Raw genomic sequence first — 15,111 nt, 5'->3', positions numbered from 1 at the left:
AAAATCAAATGAGCAAGAAGACTAAACCGAAGTAATTATTTCCGCGGAGCAATATCAAAAAGATATAAACATCATCACAATGATATAAATAATCAGCCAAATCACTGCTGCCATAATCCCTGCAATAATGTCATCCAACATTACCCCAAGGCCGCCCGCAACCTTTTTGTCTGCCCAGCCAATCGGTGGCGGCTTTAAAATATCAAATACGCGAAACAGGATAAAAGCGGTCGGTAGCCAGCCCCAAAACATCGGCAGCATCATTATCGATACGGTGCTTTCAGACGTAGGAAATACATAGGACAGAATATAAGATAATGGCAATAAGGTGATCCACATGCCAGCCCATTCATCCCACACAATATGCGGATCATCGTGTACCTGCATCAACTCAGACGTACGCCCGCAAATCCAAACACCAACCAAACACGATAAAATCGTTAGCACTAAAAAAGGGATAAAACCCAAGCTCATGAGCGGCACACCCACAATCAGACCACCAACCGTGCCCCATGTGCCGGGTGCGCGTCGAGGTAGGCCGCTGCCCAAACCTAGTCCGAGCCAATAAACCATGCGGTCAAGCATACTGGCACCGACTGGTAGAGGTGGGCAGTCATTTGCTTGTCGGATATCAGGCTTAGATAGGTGTTGATCAGTCATGGATTAGCCTGTGAAATGTTGATAACCGGTGAGATTGGGCCACGTAGAGAAGGGTGCAGATTGAGTCGGTGTGACTGGCTGATTTTGATAAAACAGTTCAAGACGTGAGTGATGAGGCGATTTGGCGTCTGTCGCAATAAAATCTGCGAGCGCAACGACTTCTCCAATACAAGTGACAGGCGTATTGGTAACAGGTGGTTCAATATGTGCAGGCAAGGTAAAAACCAATTCGTAGTCATCGCCGCCCGCTAATTGACATAACAAACGCTCAGATAACTCTACTGTGGCTAGTGACTCGCTACTCGGTAACTGATTTAAATGAATACGCAGACTAACTGAGCTTTGCTGACAGATATGTCCAAGATCTTGATAAAGACCGTCAGAGATATCGATCATCGATGTGGCACCAGCTCCTGCTAATGCTGCACCCAAAGCGATGCGCGGCGTCGGCATGTGCAAGCGATGCGCCAGTTCTATGCCTTGTGCGCTGTCAGGATTTTGTAACGCATAAGCGGCATCACCAAGGGTGCCTGAGACATAGATTTTATCGCCAACTTGTGCCCCTGAGCGATAAACAGCTGGTGTACCTGCGGCAAGCAACCCTTGCGCACTGACACTTAGCACTAGGCGCTCGCTACGGGTAGTATCACCGCCAATCAGCGTCACGCCAAACAGCTGGCAGGCATGAAACAATCCTTTGGCAAATGTCGTGAGCCATTCATGATTTGCTAGACGCTCAGGCAATGCCAACGCTAGCAAAATACTATGCGGCGTCGCACCCATCGCTGCAATGTCTGAAACATTAACCGCGACAGCTTTATAACCAATTTCAAACGCAAGCTTATCTACTTGTGCAAAGTCAGCATGAAAGTGACGGCCTTGAACCAATGTATCAATGCAGCTAACCAAGCGTGATCCTGCTGGCAATGCCATCACAGCCGCGTCATCACCGATACCTTTTTCGATACCCGTTAATGGCGCATGCGTGGCCTGCATCTGTGAGAATATACGCTCAATCAGCTCAAACTCATTCATGGCTAGTCTTAGTCTTTAGTATCGTTAGCGTTTTTCTTGCTCGCCTTGAAGTCACTGATATTGGCACTGGCTTTACTGGCACTACTGCGTTTGACATTGGCTTTGTTGGCGCTGATACGCGGCTTATTTGATGCAGTCGGTGCATTATCGATCGCGCTTTCTGTTTCAGCAGCCGCTTCGATATTGTCAGCCACCGTTACTTCAGCCGAATTTGCTTCAGATTGTTTAGCCGCCACTTTTTGTGACGTACGTAGATTGGCATTGGTATCTGCTTGTACCTCTAAAGCACGCAGCTCACCAGCCATTTTATCCAGTACCGCATTGATCAATTTATGAGCGTCAGTCGCGCCAAAGTGATTATTTAGCTTCATTGCTTCATCAAGCACAACCTTATATGGAATCTCCATACGGTTTTGTAGCTCGTACGCACCAATGAGCAAAATAGCATGTTCAACCGTATCTAATTTATCAACCTCACGATCGAGATGCTGACTGATAAGCGCATCTAACGCTTCAATTTGCTCTGGGATATCGCGCATCATTTCGTGATAGTAGCCGATATGGACGGTGTGCATAGCGTTGGTTGCGCGCGTGCGTGCCGCGATATCATGCGGTGCATTGTCTTTCCAGCCAAGCTTGCCATCTACATCAAAGCGGCGGTCGGTGACGAGCCACTCGTATAGACCTTGCATGGCAAAGCGGCGCGCCTTACGGATAGCAGTGTGACTGGTCTTATAAGAAGACTCACTCATATCGAAGGTTTGATCACCTGCACTACTGCTCGCTATACGGGTAGCTTCAGCTTGATTGGCTTGTGCGGTTTTCGCAGCGCTGATAGCGCGCTTGAGTTGGTCAGTCATAGGGGGTCTGTACCTAAATTTTTGAGATGATACCCAGTCAAAATATAAATAACAAAGTAGCTTTTTAGCTTTGTTTATTCAAAATTTTAAAGGGTATAGAAATACGGCGAAAATTCAAAAAATAGCCAATTATTTTGATAGCTGGCTTGTGCTATGGAGTGCTGCTATTGCTCAATAGCAGCACCAGTTAAACTAATAAATTTGGGCTTTAAAGCTTATGCTTCATCGATATCGTCGTCGATGTCTAGCTGTGATAAAACAGCGATCATCTCTAATACGACCATCGCAGCTTCAGAGCCTTTGTTGCCCGCTTTAGTACCAGAGCGCTCAATAGCTTGCTCGATGCTATCAGTAGTGATGATACCGTTGGCAACAGGGATATTATAATCCATTGCCACAGCGCTCAAACCTTTGGCCGACTCGCTGGCTACAATATCAAAATGCGGCGTGCTACCACGGATGATTGCACCCAATGCCACAATCGCGTCAAAACGGTCAGACTCCGCAGCGCGCTGGGCCACAAGTGGCAGCTCGAATGCGCCAGGAACGCGGATAACGGTAATGTTGCTACCCAATACACCATGACGGAGTAGGGCATCGATTGCACCATCGACCAATGACTCAACGACAAAACCATTAAAACGACCAACAACGATACCAATGCGAGCGTCAGCGTTCTGATGCAAGTTACCATCGATATGGGTCACGTCGTTGCGCTGCTGTTGTAAATTCGACATAAAAAATCCTTTGCTTAATAAGCGTTCAATTGAAATATAGGCGTCAATAAATAGCTAAATAGTCTGATGCGCTCAATCGACTTAGCCGCCTATTATTTTGGCGTTGCTCTAGTTAATTGAACGAAAATAAATGGTTAGCGCTATGATAGCATTTTTTTGGGTTTTATTTGTATATTACGAGCGTACTAAAGACGCATCTGTATCCCTTGTGCTGCCATATATTCTTTGGCCTCTTGTACCGTATACTCACCGAAGTGAAAAATACTGGCGGCAAGTACGGCATCGACGCCGCCTTCTAGTACGCCTTCTGCCAAATGTTGCAGGTTACCAACACCGCCTGAGGCAATAACAGGCACATTGACGCGGCTCGTAATTTGCTTCATCAATGCCAAATCATAGCCTTTTTTGGTGCCATCACCGTCCATCGAAGTGACTAGTAATTCACCAGCGCCCAGTTCAGCCATTTTGCTCGCCCAAGCGACGGCATCGATACCCGTTGGCTTGCGACCGCCGTGAGTGAAAATCTCCCAACGCGGCACAGTAATCCCATCGACGTTGATATCAGCAACGCGTTTGGCATCGATGGCCACAACGATACATTGGTTGCCAAACTTCTGTGCCGCTTCACCGACGAACTCAGGCGTAAATACCGCAGCTGAGTTAATTGCCACTTTATCTGCGCCCGCATTGAGCAAATTGCGGATATCAGCGATTTTACGCACGCCGCCGCCAACAGTCAGCGGAACAAATACCGTCTCAGCCATACGCTCGACCGTATGATAGGTAGTATCGCGCTCATCATTGGTCGCAGTAATATCCAAAAAAGTAATCTCATCAGCGCCTTGTTCATTGTAGCGGCGGGCGACTTCGACAGGATCGCCTGCATCTTTGATATCGACAAACTGCACGCCTTTGACCACGCGGCCATTGTCAACGTCCAAGCAAGGAATGATACGCTTTGCTAACATAGGGTCTTTCACCTTATAATCAATTCATAGGCGCTAGTCTAGCAAAATCACTGCTATTTCAGGCAGGTTTTCGCAAGATTATTACGCTTTTCACCATCGTTTTATCATGCGCGGTACAATTGCTGTCATTACCGCAGAAATTTATCCTATTTAACTTCTTATCCAATTGCTATAAGTGAGATGTCATGTCCGTCTATACCCAGTTAACCGACGACCAGTTTGCCGCCTTTTGCCAAAGCTTTGGCGTATCGTTTGCCCGCGCGATTCCGATCACTCAAGGTATTAAAAACTCAAACTGGTTTATTCAAACGACTGACGATGTAGATGGCACCTACTCTTACGTGTTTACGTTATTTGAAGAGCGTCCGCCCGCTGATATCGAAAAAATGGCCGTTATCCTCAATCAATTAAATGGCAAGCTACCAGTCGCCGCGCCGCTAGCCGTTATTGAATCAACTGGTTCGCAAACGGATGGCGATGATAAACGCTATGTCATCCATTATGAAGACAAAGCGATTACGCTAGTGCCGTGTCTAGCAGGTTCACATCCGGAGCAAACCACGCAAGCGATGTGTCATGATATTGGCGCAGCATTAGCGATGCTGCATGAGACACTCCAAGCACTGCAACCCAGCGAGCAGTACGGCGTGCCTTTGTATCCATGGAGCGACGTGCGTGACCGTGAAATGCAGTTCATGCCAGGTGACGAAGCCAAGCTGATGAGCGATATTTGGCGCTCTTATTCAGAATTACCACTAGCCACTTTGCCAAAAGGTCTGTGCCATTTAGATATGTTTGCCGACAATACCTTATGGAATCTACAAAAAGGCGAAGCGCGTTTGACAGGTCTACTAGACTTCACCGAAGTCAGTGTCGAGCATTACGTGATGGATATTGCCATTACTATCAATGATTTTTGTACCACGTGGGGCGTTGCAGAGCAAGGCGAATCCGTTAACTTTGACCGCAGTAAAATGGCAGCATTCTTACAAGGTTATGAATCGATCCGCCCGCTAAATAACGACGAAAACCGTGCACTACCTGTTATGCTGGCAAAAGCTGCGGTGATTTTCTGGTTATTACGCCTAAATGTGATTCACTACAACCGTACAGAAGGCCGTACTGGTGATAACATCATGGTCAAAAACCCTGACTTGATGAAACGTCTGGCCGCTTACCATTGGGCGCATGTTGAAAAATCGCAAAATACCGTATTTGTACTATTAAACAAACCAGACAATCAAATAGTCGGCGTGTTTAGCAGTATTACCCAAGCTGAGCAAGCACAAGAAAAATTAAATAGTAGTGAGTTTGCAATCAAAGAATATACGCTCGATCAATTATCGTAAGCATTGCTGATTCATTTATTCTAGTACCAATGCTAGTACTAATTTTAGTACCGAAACCTTAGAGGCGACCCCATGACCGATCAAGTTGATAACTGGCACAAACTGGCGCGCTTTGATACCAATATGCAAGGCGAGCTGCATGCCAATCTATTACGTAATAACGGCATAACTGTGTCCTTGCAGCCGCTCAGCGCGATCCCTGGTATGAACTCTGGTATCGTTCTGTGGGTAGAAGACACCGACTTGGTAGAAGCTCAACGCATTTTGGATACCATCCCAACTGATGGTGCCGCTTTGCTTGATGAAATGAGTGATGCTGACTTTGATGCGCTATCTGCCAATCAAAGCAATGCTACTCAAGGCAATTCAATAATAGACGACAATAACGGCGGTACTTTATAAATGTGTCAACTCTTAGGAATGAACTGTAATACCCCAACGGATATTGGCTTTAGCTTTGCAGGATTTCGCAAGCGCGGCGGGATGACGGACAGTCATGAAGATGGCTTTGGCATTGCATTTTTTGAGCGCAGCGAATGCAGCAATAATGACAAAACGAACGATGAGACGGCAAATGACTCAACGGGTTTGCGTTTGTTTCATGATAATCGTCCAAGCCATCTATCGCCAGTCGCTGATTTGGTCAATAATTACCCAATCAAAGCCATGAACGTCATCGCGCATATTCGTAAAGCGACTCAAGGGCAGAACTGTTTGGCAAATACCCATCCATTCGTCCGTGAAGTCTGGGGCGAGCAGTGGGTGTTTGCGCACAATGGACAGATGAATAGCGAATTTATCAAACGTTGTCAGCGCTTACAAGACAATGGCAATGCCGCGCATTGTCAGCCAGTCGGTTCAACTGATTCTGAGATGGCGTTTTGCTATTTGGTCAATCGTCTAAAAAGCAGCTTTAAATCGCGTCCTGATGACAAGACCCTGTTTAATTTTTTGACTACGCAATGTCGCTATCTCTCTGCCAATGGGTTATTTAATTGCTTAATATCCAATGGCAGGTGGCAACTGGCTTATGCGGGCAGCTTACTGTTTTATCTCACGCGTAAAGCGCCATTTGGTGAAGCCAAACTTGCTGATGATGATATGGCGATTAACTTTGGTGATGTGACCACAGACACAGATAAAGTCACGATTTTGGTCACTGTGCCATTGACTGAAAATGAGAAATGGCAACAGTTGGCTGTCAATGAATGCTTAATATTTCAAGATGGTGATGTCATTTATAAAGACAGTCCAAGCCAGCGCAAGTTTTTAACAGTGGACGAAGGCATTGCCATTGCACGGGAAGTTGGGGCGAGTGTTTAGGAATAAGTGTAGCAGTCAATATTAACATCGATGAAAAGTAACGAGCGATTATGGTCTACAATAATCTTTTTCAAGCGTTAGAAAAAATTGATCAGGCATCAACAGAAGAAGCATTCAATACAAAATATGGTTTCAATGTATTCTCCATTTTAAGAAGAGATGATGAAGAAGTGGGTCTACATTCTAAGTTTTTAGCGGAGCTTTTAAGTCCAACAGGTAGCCATGGTATGGATGCCTTTCAAAAACTATTTATCGACCAAGTAGTGAACGTAGCTGTTGGAAATCAAGACTGGGAACGTCTACCGCTTTGTCCAAATCAGAACTATATGTGTCAAACTGAAGTGGCTATCAAAAATTCTGGTCGGATAGATATTATTTTGAAGAATCATGAAAACATCATCGTTATTGAAAATAAAATCCACGCTTCGGATCAAGAAAAACAACTACAACGCTATTATGAAGCTTATAAAAATATAGGTTATAAACCAAAAAATATTTATATCTTATATTTAAATAAATATGGCGATCCAGTTGGTGCTTATGGTAAAGGGAATTTAAAAGATATTGATTTTGCGCAAATCAGCTATAAAGAGGATATTGCAAATTGGTTAGATGCTTGTATTGCTGAGGCAAAACAATATCCGCATATTGAGCACACGCTGTTACAGTACAGAAGATTGGTTGGAAAATTGACTGGTGATACAAGGTCGGCAAAAATGAAACAAGCACATATTGAATTGTTATACCAAAAAGACAATTTTAAACTGGCGCACGAGCTGAGTGAGTCTTTTGTAAGCTTTCAAATTGACCTGCAAAAGAAAGTGTGGGAAGGTCTACAAGAGGCTTTGAAAGCAAAAGGCTATACTTTTGAATTTTGCGATAAGAAATTACAAGTATGCGATTTTAGAGTAGCGGTCAAGCATTACTATAAGCCCAGAAATGCTTCGAAGCTATATGGGATACACTGCAAAATTGGTACGGTAAAGGCATATGATATTCATTGCTTTATACAAGTTAATGAAAACATTTACTACGGTATGACTATTTCTCAAAATACGATGCGCCTTCAATACCCAAGCTCTCTCATCGATTTGGCAGGTGGAATGAGTAACCTATATCCAAATGGACGTATGAGTGATAGTAAATGGTTTTTAGGCGTAAATATATTGCCGAACACGCCAATAAATTTTAAAAAACCAAGCAATTTATATAAATTGGTTGGTAAAGACGACAGAGATAATTGGATTGAACAAACTACCAATGAGATTGTGTCTTTTATTGAAAATGTCAAAAGCTTAGGGCTTATTGATGTTCAGTCGGCTACACATACATCCCACAACATCGCTTAAATTTCTCACCAGATCCGCAAATACACGGCTGCTTTTGCGTCACCGCCATCGCAACCGTCGGGTCTAAAAAGTACCAACGCGCATCATTATTAGTCTTGTCTTTTACCTTTACGAAAGTAGATAGTTCATGATGCGCCTGTATTTTTTCTGCTAAATCATTTGCATTATCTCTGGCATTAAAATATGCCTTAAACTCAACCTGTGCATGTCTTTTGCCAAGTTTTGGCGTGTGTTCTACAATCTCTAATCCTGCCCAATCTGTCTCTTTAGCCCAGCTTTCAATCGCGTCAAAGTCAAGCAAGCTTTGCTGCGCAGGTACTGTGGTCTTGACAATATACTCTGGTTTCACGAGCACAAATGCACTATAGCGCGTACGCATGAGCCGTTCGGCTGTTTCCGCTTTTATACCATCTACTTCTTCATTATAAAAAGCATCATGATAGGGCTGACAGCAGTCTTGATAAGAGAGCGGCGAGTTTGTGTCTGATAATGGATTGATCTGGCAAGGGCATACGGGTAAGGAAGATTGCATGTTTGACTCTAATTTCGTTTGGGCTTATTCGTTTATGCTTAATGGTCTCATGATAACTTTATTGCAGCATACTCTTTATTAACTCTGGCAATATACCGACTTTGAGCTGCGCCCATGCGGAAGGGTCGCTCAGTCGTGACCAAAACATCTCGAAGGGCGGGGCAACATATACCAGTAGTGCAAGGATAGTATATAAGAGCAGATACCACCATTTGTCTTTTGGCTGATAAAACTTCATCGCAGTGCCTGATGAGCGTTTCATTTTCATATTGGACAGATTGACGCTATACAGTTCATCCAATGATAAGTGCACCATCGCGCCACCAAATAAAAACAGACCATAAAACCAACTGGTCGTCAGCGGTAGATGCAGACCATAATAGCTTAGACAGGTTAACCCCAGTCCAAGTATCGCCATATAAGGCACAGAGTGGATAACGCCGCGATGCACCGTCATAGTGGTAAAAATATGAAAGACCACATAACGCATAAAACCGTAACCCACCAGCCATAATGCGATCAATGCGAGCAAGCTCAAATCACTGCGCCAATGCATGACCAAGCCAAAGGCAAAGACAAACGAGGTGATATTAAAACCCAGCTTAATCGGCGTTGAGTTATCTGAATCCAAATCTGGCAGCAATCCACCGATGGTACCAAGCGCCACGCATACTAAAAACCCTGAATCATCAATCAATCCTGCTTTATAAACCGTCAAACTCAGGGTGCCGCTTACCATAAAAGCGACATTTAGGTGGGTATTAAAATTTGCCATAAAACTCATTCATCCATAGCGCTCAAAAAGACCTTTCGAGCGGTGCATCTAGCTGTAAAAAAGCGCACCATGATACCATAGACCGTCCATACGTCTAACAGAGATAGCCTGTAAGAGAGAGCTTCTATGCCTGCCAATGATTTACCCGCCAAACTTGATTCTGATACCTGTACCGACCACTCGCCTGTTATAGAAGGCAAGCTTGATAACAGCTTTGCTGAGATTGATTGGCAAGCACCATGGTTGTCACATATCGTTCAACTACATTACCTCAGCAACAGCATTGAGCATCTCAGTAGGCCAAGTCAGCAGAATAGCTTAAGTGAATCGGATAGTTTAGATGAGCAGTATGTAAATGCTTCTGACATCAGTACGCCTGACACGGTTGCCAAGGTCTTAAAAACGGCGATGCAGCAGCAGGCCAATCATTTAGAGCAGCCATTACCGCAGACCAAACCTACCCATAACCAAACGCCTCAAACGCTACAGTTCGTCTCACAAAATGCATTGCCTGAAGGGGAGGCTTACGAGCATTTCATCGGCACAACTGGCAACATTCCGACGCGTGATAACTTGCATGACTTATTTAACGGCAGTATCTGGCTGACGTTTCCCAAGACCAAAGCGGTGCTGAATTATTACCACATGCTGGAAATCGCCAAACAAGGCATCAGTGAGCGCCGAGGGCGTGTGCGCGACACTATTACGGTGTTTGATGAGAATGGGGCGATGCTGGTCACGGCAGACCCTAGTATCGGTGAGGCATTGGTTGATTTCGACTGGCAGGCAAGTTTGGTGAGACCCCGTGCTAAATGGGATAGCCCAATACAATCTAATAGCAGTGCTCAAGCCGCAGTCTATATCTTTGGGCATGCCTTGCTAGAGCAGTTACTACAGCCGCGCAAACCCTTATGTGCGCACAGCATTGTCATTCACGTGACGCAAAGTTTCTTTACCCTACCATTAGCTGAGCGTATACGTTTTTTGGATGACAAAGTTGCCGAATACATCGACACATTATTATCAAAAGATGACGTGACACCGCGCCAGCTTGCGCCATTACCGATTTTAGGTGTGCCGCATTTCTGGGCAGAAAATACCGATACTGAGTTTTATGAAGACAGCTATGTATTCCGCAGTGGACGTCGTCAGAAAAATAAAAAATAAATAGGAATGAGTCACTCAAGATTGGTTAGCCAAACCTTTGTTACGTTTACGATTGTGCCACGATTTGACAACGTCCAGACGTTAACAAAGCCTCATATGTTTGTTATGGTAAAAGGACGTTTCTGTTAAACAGGAAAGAAATGGTTATCTCTTTTGTTAACACAAAGTCATATCAGACAGTTTTATTAAACTGCTCTGCTGATTAAAGATATATCGATCATCTATTGAGCCACCAGTTATACATAAACTTATAATAATTTATGTCTAGGATTTATAACAACGATAAGGAAGCTATCATGAGTGATATTTTTAATGTAAAAGACACCCTTTCAGTTGCGGGCAAGGAACATGCCTACTACAGCCTGCCCAAACTTACCGAAACTTACGAGCATATCAAAACACTACCATTTTGTATGAAGGTGGTATTAGAGAATCTATTGCGTAACGAAGACGGTGGTCAGTCAGTCGGCAAAAACCATATCGAAGCGGTTGCCAATTGGGATGCAGGCGCTGAGGCGTCAAAAGAAATTGCCTTTATGCCAGCGCGTGTGGTATTGCAGGATTTCACTGGTGTGCCCTCAGTCGTTGATTTGGCTGCGATGCGTGATGCAGTGGTCGAGCTTGGCGGAAAGGCTGAGCAGATTAACCCATTTATCCCAAGCGAGCTAGTCGTCGATCACTCTGTACAGGTCGATGCTTATGGCCGAGAAGACGCGCTCGATTTGAACGAAAAGATTGAATTCAAACGCAACAACGAGCGTTATGAGTTTTTGCATTGGGGCAAGCAAGCCTTTGAAAACTTCGTTGTCGTACCACCAGCGACGGGTATTGTGCATCAGGTCAACCTTGAGTATCTAGCCCGTGTTGTGATGGCAGCAGATGTTGACGGCGAGCTGATGGCGTATCCAGATACGGTGTTTGGTACCGACAGTCATACCACCATGATTAATGGTATTGGCGTGCTTGGTTGGGGTGTGGGCGGTATTGAGGCGGAAGCGGCGATGCTCGGTCAACCATCATCGATGCTGATTCCACAAGTGGTCGGTTTTGAGCTAAAAGGCAAGCTAACTGAAGGTGTCACCGCAACCGATTTAGTATTACGTGTCGTTGAAATGCTACGTGCACACGGTGTGGTTGGCAAGTTCGTCGAGTTTTATGGCGAAGGCTTACACAGTATGCCGCTAGCTGATCGTGCCACGATTGCTAATATGTCACCAGAGTATGGCGCAACTTGTGGTATTTTCCCGATTGACCAAATGGCGATTGATTATCTGCGTCTATCAGGTCGCGAAGAAGCACAGATCGAGCTGGTCGAAAAATATGCTAAAGCGCAAGGTTTATGGCACGATGCCGATACGCCAGCGGCGACTTATTCGAGCAAGCTAGAGCTCGATCTGTCGTCAGTACAACCAGCGCTTGCTGGCCCTAACTTGCCACAGCAGCGTATTAATTTGTCTGATATGCATGAGAAGTTTGGCGAAACGTTAGAAAAAATGACCAAAGATCGCAAGTCAGAAGTCGAAGGTAAAGTACGCTTTGATCAAGAAGGCGGCGAGCAAGAGCAAGCGGAACACTTGGCAGCCGAACCAAACATCGATGTTGATACCGAAACTGACGATAGTAAAGGCTATCAGCCAGCTAATAATGTGTTCTCAAGCGTTAATATTGACGACAAAGAGCACAAACTGCGTGATGGTTCAGTAGTGATTGCTGCTATTACCTCTTGTACCAACACCTCAAACCCAGCTGTAATGATTGGTGCAGGTCTAGTGGCCAAAAAAGCTGCTGCTAAAGGCCTAAAAGCAAAGCCATGGGTCAAAACCTCACTCGCACCGGGTTCTAAAGTCGTCACCGACTATCTAGAAAAAACTCATCTGATGGATGAGCTAGAAAAAACAGGCTTTTACCTCGTCGGTTATGGTTGTACCACTTGTATTGGTAACTCAGGGCCATTGTCAGAAGAGATTGAAAAAGGCATCGAAGAGAACGATTTGGTAGCGGCAGCGGTGCTATCTGGTAACCGTAACTTTGAAGGTCGTATTCACTCGCATGTCAAAGCCAGTTACTTGGCATCACCACCATTGGTTGTCGCCTATGCGCTAGCAGGTACGGTCGATATCGATATGACGACCCATCCGCTAGGCCAAGACCAAGACGGTAATGATGTATTCTTAAAAGATATCTGGCCAACTTCAGAAGAAATTAACGAGCTGATTGCCAATAACATCGACGCTGATATGTTCCGTAAAAACTACGGCGAAGTGTTCGACGGTAGTGCCGCATGGAACGCCATTAGCTCAGCGGATAGCCAGCTGTATCCGTGGGATGAAGGATCGACGTATATCAAAAACCCGCCGTTCTTTGATGGTATGACCATGGAGCCAGAAGGTATTCCTGACATTGAGGGCGCGCGTATCTTAGGTCTGTTTGGTGACTCAATTACGACCGATCATATCTCACCAGCAGGTAATATCGATCCAGACTCACCAGCCGGTAAGTACTTGCAAGAGCGCGGTGTGATGGAAGCAGATTTCAACAGCTATGGCTCACGCCGTGGTAATGATGCAGTCATGACCCGTGGTACCTTTGCCAATATTCGTATCAAAAACACCATGATGGGTGGCAAAGAGGGCGGCTATACCTATTACTTCAAAGGTGATAGCGCTACGCTACAAGATGGTGAAGAAATGCCTATCTATAACGCAGCGATGAAGTATAAAGAAGATAAGCGTCCGCTCGTTGTACTTGGTGGATCAGAGTATGGTTCAGGCTCTAGCCGTGACTGGGCAGCCAAAGGTACGATCTTGCTCGGCGTAAAAGCGGTATTGACCAGCTCGTTTGAGCGTATTCACCGCTCAAACCTCGTTGGTATGGGCGTGTTGCCATTGACGTTCAAAGACGGTCAAAATGCAGAGACTTATAAACTAGATGGTTCTGAAGTTCTGAGCATCACGGGTCTGGACAATGGCGAGAGTAAAACAGCCACGGTTACAGCTACACGTGCTGACGGAACGGCAGAAACCTTTGAGGTCAACGTCGGTCTACAAACGCCAAAAGAGCGCGAATATGTGCGACATGGCGGTGTATTACATTATGTACTACGTCAATTGGCTGCTGAGAGTAAAGAAGCAGGCTAGTAGTTAGTTATACTCAATATGGAATGTAAGTATCATAAAAAATGCTCAGCCGATTGGTTGAGCATTTTTGTGTCCGCTACGATTTTCATATCAGCATCATATATCGCTGAATAGGTTCAATCTGTACTTGCATACAACCGATCTCTGACCGTGACTAAAGCTGACAATGCTGCTTGCTCATTGGGTGCATCAGGCAAATGACTGCGCTCAAAAGCGGTGGCAATCTGGATGCTTAGATGATCAGCCTGCTCCAATAGTTCGTTGTACTCACTTTGACCTGCTTTGATGCTCAGCAACGCATCACGATTAGGACGCTCGACGATGACTTTGCCAGTCGTGGCAATATCGTATGCCATCTCAAGCAGACGAATGGTATGCATCATATTTTTAGCATCATATTCTTTGGCGTGAGCAATGGTAGATTGATAGCGCGTTTCATTGCGGTTAGCAACCCATTCCCAATATTCTTTATAGTCTCGGCAGTATTTACTATAGCCTTGTTCATTAAACGACAGATAAGCGATAGGCGTCATACCTTTTGGAATGGCACTTAGGCGCAGCTGAGTGGCATCTGCATGCTGATATAAGCCCGAAAACCCAAGTGTCTCAGTTTTATCAATATACATGGCATACATGTGCGTCGCTTTTGCCATCGCTGCCAGTCCAATGCTGCGCTGATCGGTTGCGGTTTTTTGTGACCACTCGTTCAGCGGCATACTACGCCCATCTATAAATACGCTGCAAAATTCCAAAATGGACTTTTTTTTACGGCTCATCGGATTGACGATCTTTTTGTTTAATCCGCGTGCTTTTTTGATTTGACTACTGGCAAAGCCTGTGAAGGTTTTTTGACACAATTTGCTAATGAACCAATCAGCAGAAAAATGTGCCATGAGCGGATGTTGATATAGGATGTGCTCGGCTGGTGTGGCGAGTAGCTCCATCATATTGGGATTGTTTTGTAGCAACAGCTCCACATAACGACCAAGCTCATAGTAGACGATATCATTGCTACGATTACTGACTTGCGCGATATAGTCGCTGTGGCGAGCAAAGTAATAAGACTTTGGCAGATAAAACACGCCTTTGATGTCAGTGTCTGAATCGGCGGTCGCGAGGCCATAAGCGCGACTACCTGAGACGCACTCTAATAGAATCATCCCTTCAGCTCTGAGGCGTTCTATGGTTAAAGGGGCTGCTGGCATAACGGGCCTCTCTT

General features: G+C 45.1%; 13 protein-coding genes and 1 pseudogene. 6 read left to right on the top strand and 8 right to left on the bottom strand.

Going from position 1 to position 15,111, the window contains the following annotated elements; all coding sequences use genetic code 11:
• Positions 1–54: 54 nt before the first annotated feature.
• From JMX83_RS07350 to hisF, 5 genes and pseudogenes are all read right to left on the bottom strand, one after another.
• Positions 55–660: a phosphatidylglycerophosphatase A family protein gene (locus JMX83_RS07350; protein ID WP_201600143.1), complete on the bottom strand. Its 606-nt coding sequence runs from the start codon at positions 658–660 to the stop codon at positions 55–57.
• A 3-nt stretch (positions 661–663) separates the two neighbouring features.
• Positions 664–1,695, bottom strand: a complete 1,032-nt coding sequence (gene thiL, locus JMX83_RS07345; protein WP_201600141.1) for a thiamine-phosphate kinase — start codon at positions 1,693–1,695, stop codon at positions 664–666.
• 29 nt (positions 1,696–1,724) lie between these two features.
• Positions 1,725–2,555: pseudogene (gene nusB / locus JMX83_RS07340) on the bottom strand (transcription antitermination factor NusB); the annotation flags it as partial.
• Positions 2,556–2,770: 215 nt separating this feature from the next.
• Positions 2,771–3,292 carry a 6,7-dimethyl-8-ribityllumazine synthase gene (ribH, locus tag JMX83_RS07335; protein ID WP_058023462.1) on the bottom strand — a complete coding sequence of 174 codons (522 nt, stop codon included), beginning with the start codon at positions 3,290–3,292 and terminating at the stop codon, positions 2,771–2,773.
• 185 nt (positions 3,293–3,477) lie between these two features.
• Complete coding sequence (hisF, locus tag JMX83_RS07330) at positions 3,478–4,260, bottom strand: imidazole glycerol phosphate synthase subunit HisF (RefSeq protein WP_201600137.1); 783 nt, start codon at positions 4,258–4,260, stop codon at positions 3,478–3,480.
• A 185-nt stretch (positions 4,261–4,445) separates the two neighbouring features.
• On the opposite strand from hisF, the gene JMX83_RS07325 reads away from it, so the two are divergent.
• From JMX83_RS07325 to JMX83_RS07310, 4 genes are all read left to right on the top strand, one after another.
• On the top strand, positions 4,446–5,609 hold the full coding sequence (locus tag JMX83_RS07325; RefSeq protein ID WP_201600135.1) for a homoserine kinase: 1,164 nt from the start codon (positions 4,446–4,448) through the stop codon (positions 5,607–5,609).
• A gap of 72 nt (positions 5,610–5,681) precedes the next feature.
• Positions 5,682–6,011 (top strand): hypothetical protein, encoded by a 330-nt coding sequence (locus JMX83_RS07320; RefSeq protein ID WP_227675776.1) that lies wholly within the window; start codon positions 5,682–5,684, stop codon positions 6,009–6,011.
• A complete protein-coding gene (locus JMX83_RS07315) occupies positions 6,012–6,932 on the top strand; it encodes a class II glutamine amidotransferase (protein ID WP_201600133.1) in 921 nt (306 codons plus the stop codon). It begins immediately after the preceding gene.
• A gap of 50 nt (positions 6,933–6,982) precedes the next feature.
• Positions 6,983–8,281, top strand: a complete 1,299-nt coding sequence (locus JMX83_RS07310; protein WP_201600131.1) for a PDDEXK-like family protein — start codon at positions 6,983–6,985, stop codon at positions 8,279–8,281.
• Here the strand turns inward: JMX83_RS07310 and JMX83_RS07305 are convergent.
• Both JMX83_RS07305 and JMX83_RS07300 read right to left on the bottom strand, forming a co-directional pair.
• Positions 8,253–8,813, bottom strand: a complete 561-nt coding sequence (locus JMX83_RS07305; RefSeq protein WP_201600129.1) for a YchJ family protein — start codon at positions 8,811–8,813, stop codon at positions 8,253–8,255. The genes JMX83_RS07310 and JMX83_RS07305 overlap by 29 nt on opposite strands.
• 58 nt (positions 8,814–8,871) lie before the next feature.
• Positions 8,872–9,588, bottom strand: coding sequence for a metal-dependent hydrolase (locus JMX83_RS07300; RefSeq protein ID WP_201600127.1), 717 nt, complete (start codon positions 9,586–9,588; stop codon positions 8,872–8,874).
• 126 nt (positions 9,589–9,714) lie between these two features.
• Here JMX83_RS07300 and JMX83_RS07295 point away from each other — a divergent pair, with 126 nt between their 5' ends.
• Both JMX83_RS07295 and acnA read left to right on the top strand, forming a co-directional pair.
• A complete protein-coding gene (locus JMX83_RS07295) occupies positions 9,715–10,755 on the top strand; it encodes a DUF3025 domain-containing protein (RefSeq protein WP_201600125.1) in 1,041 nt (346 codons plus the stop codon).
• A gap of 296 nt (positions 10,756–11,051) precedes the next feature.
• Entirely contained in the window at positions 11,052–13,892 is a 2,841-nt protein-coding gene (gene acnA, locus JMX83_RS07290) for an aconitate hydratase AcnA (protein WP_201600122.1), read from the top strand.
• Positions 13,893–14,008: 116 nt separating this feature from the next.
• Here the strand turns inward: acnA and JMX83_RS07285 are convergent, their stop codons facing one another.
• Positions 14,009–15,097, bottom strand: coding sequence for a DNA polymerase beta superfamily protein (locus tag JMX83_RS07285; RefSeq protein ID WP_201600119.1), 1,089 nt, complete (start codon positions 15,095–15,097; stop codon positions 14,009–14,011).
• Positions 15,098–15,111 lie beyond the last annotated feature (14 nt).

It is taken from the genome of Psychrobacter piscatorii, from assembly GCF_904846415.1.
Taxonomy (GTDB): domain Bacteria; phylum Pseudomonadota; class Gammaproteobacteria; order Pseudomonadales; family Moraxellaceae; genus Psychrobacter; species Psychrobacter piscatorii.
Note: the sequence above shows the minus strand (reverse complement) of the source record. Positions and strands in the feature narration are given on the sequence as shown.

Bases quoted from the DNA above. Each gene is read 5' to 3' on its own strand.
- JMX83_RS07350 (WP_201600143.1), bottom strand. From the start codon at position 660: ATGACTGATCAACACCTATCTAAGCCTGATATCCGACAAGCAAATGAC.
- thiL (WP_201600141.1), bottom strand. From the start codon at position 1,695: ATGAATGAGTTTGAGCTGATTGAGCGTATATTCTCACAGATGCAGGCC.
- ribH (WP_058023462.1), bottom strand. From the start codon at position 3,292: ATGTCGAATTTACAACAGCAGCGCAACGACGTGACCCATATCGATGGT.
- hisF (WP_201600137.1), bottom strand. From the start codon at position 4,260: ATGTTAGCAAAGCGTATCATTCCTTGCTTGGACGTTGACAATGGCCGC.
- JMX83_RS07325 (WP_201600135.1), top strand. From the start codon at position 4,446: ATGTCCGTCTATACCCAGTTAACCGACGACCAGTTTGCCGCCTTTTGC.
- JMX83_RS07320 (WP_227675776.1), top strand. From the start codon at position 5,682: ATGACCGATCAAGTTGATAACTGGCACAAACTGGCGCGCTTTGATACC.
- JMX83_RS07315 (WP_201600133.1), top strand. From the start codon at position 6,012: ATGTGTCAACTCTTAGGAATGAACTGTAATACCCCAACGGATATTGGC.
- JMX83_RS07310 (WP_201600131.1), top strand. From the start codon at position 6,983: ATGGTCTACAATAATCTTTTTCAAGCGTTAGAAAAAATTGATCAGGCA.
- JMX83_RS07305 (WP_201600129.1), bottom strand. From the start codon at position 8,813: ATGCAATCTTCCTTACCCGTATGCCCTTGCCAGATCAATCCATTATCA.
- JMX83_RS07300 (WP_201600127.1), bottom strand. From the start codon at position 9,588: ATGGCAAATTTTAATACCCACCTAAATGTCGCTTTTATGGTAAGCGGC.
- JMX83_RS07295 (WP_201600125.1), top strand. From the start codon at position 9,715: ATGCCTGCCAATGATTTACCCGCCAAACTTGATTCTGATACCTGTACC.
- acnA (WP_201600122.1), top strand. From the start codon at position 11,052: ATGAGTGATATTTTTAATGTAAAAGACACCCTTTCAGTTGCGGGCAAG.
- JMX83_RS07285 (WP_201600119.1), bottom strand. From the start codon at position 15,097: ATGCCAGCAGCCCCTTTAACCATAGAACGCCTCAGAGCTGAAGGGATG.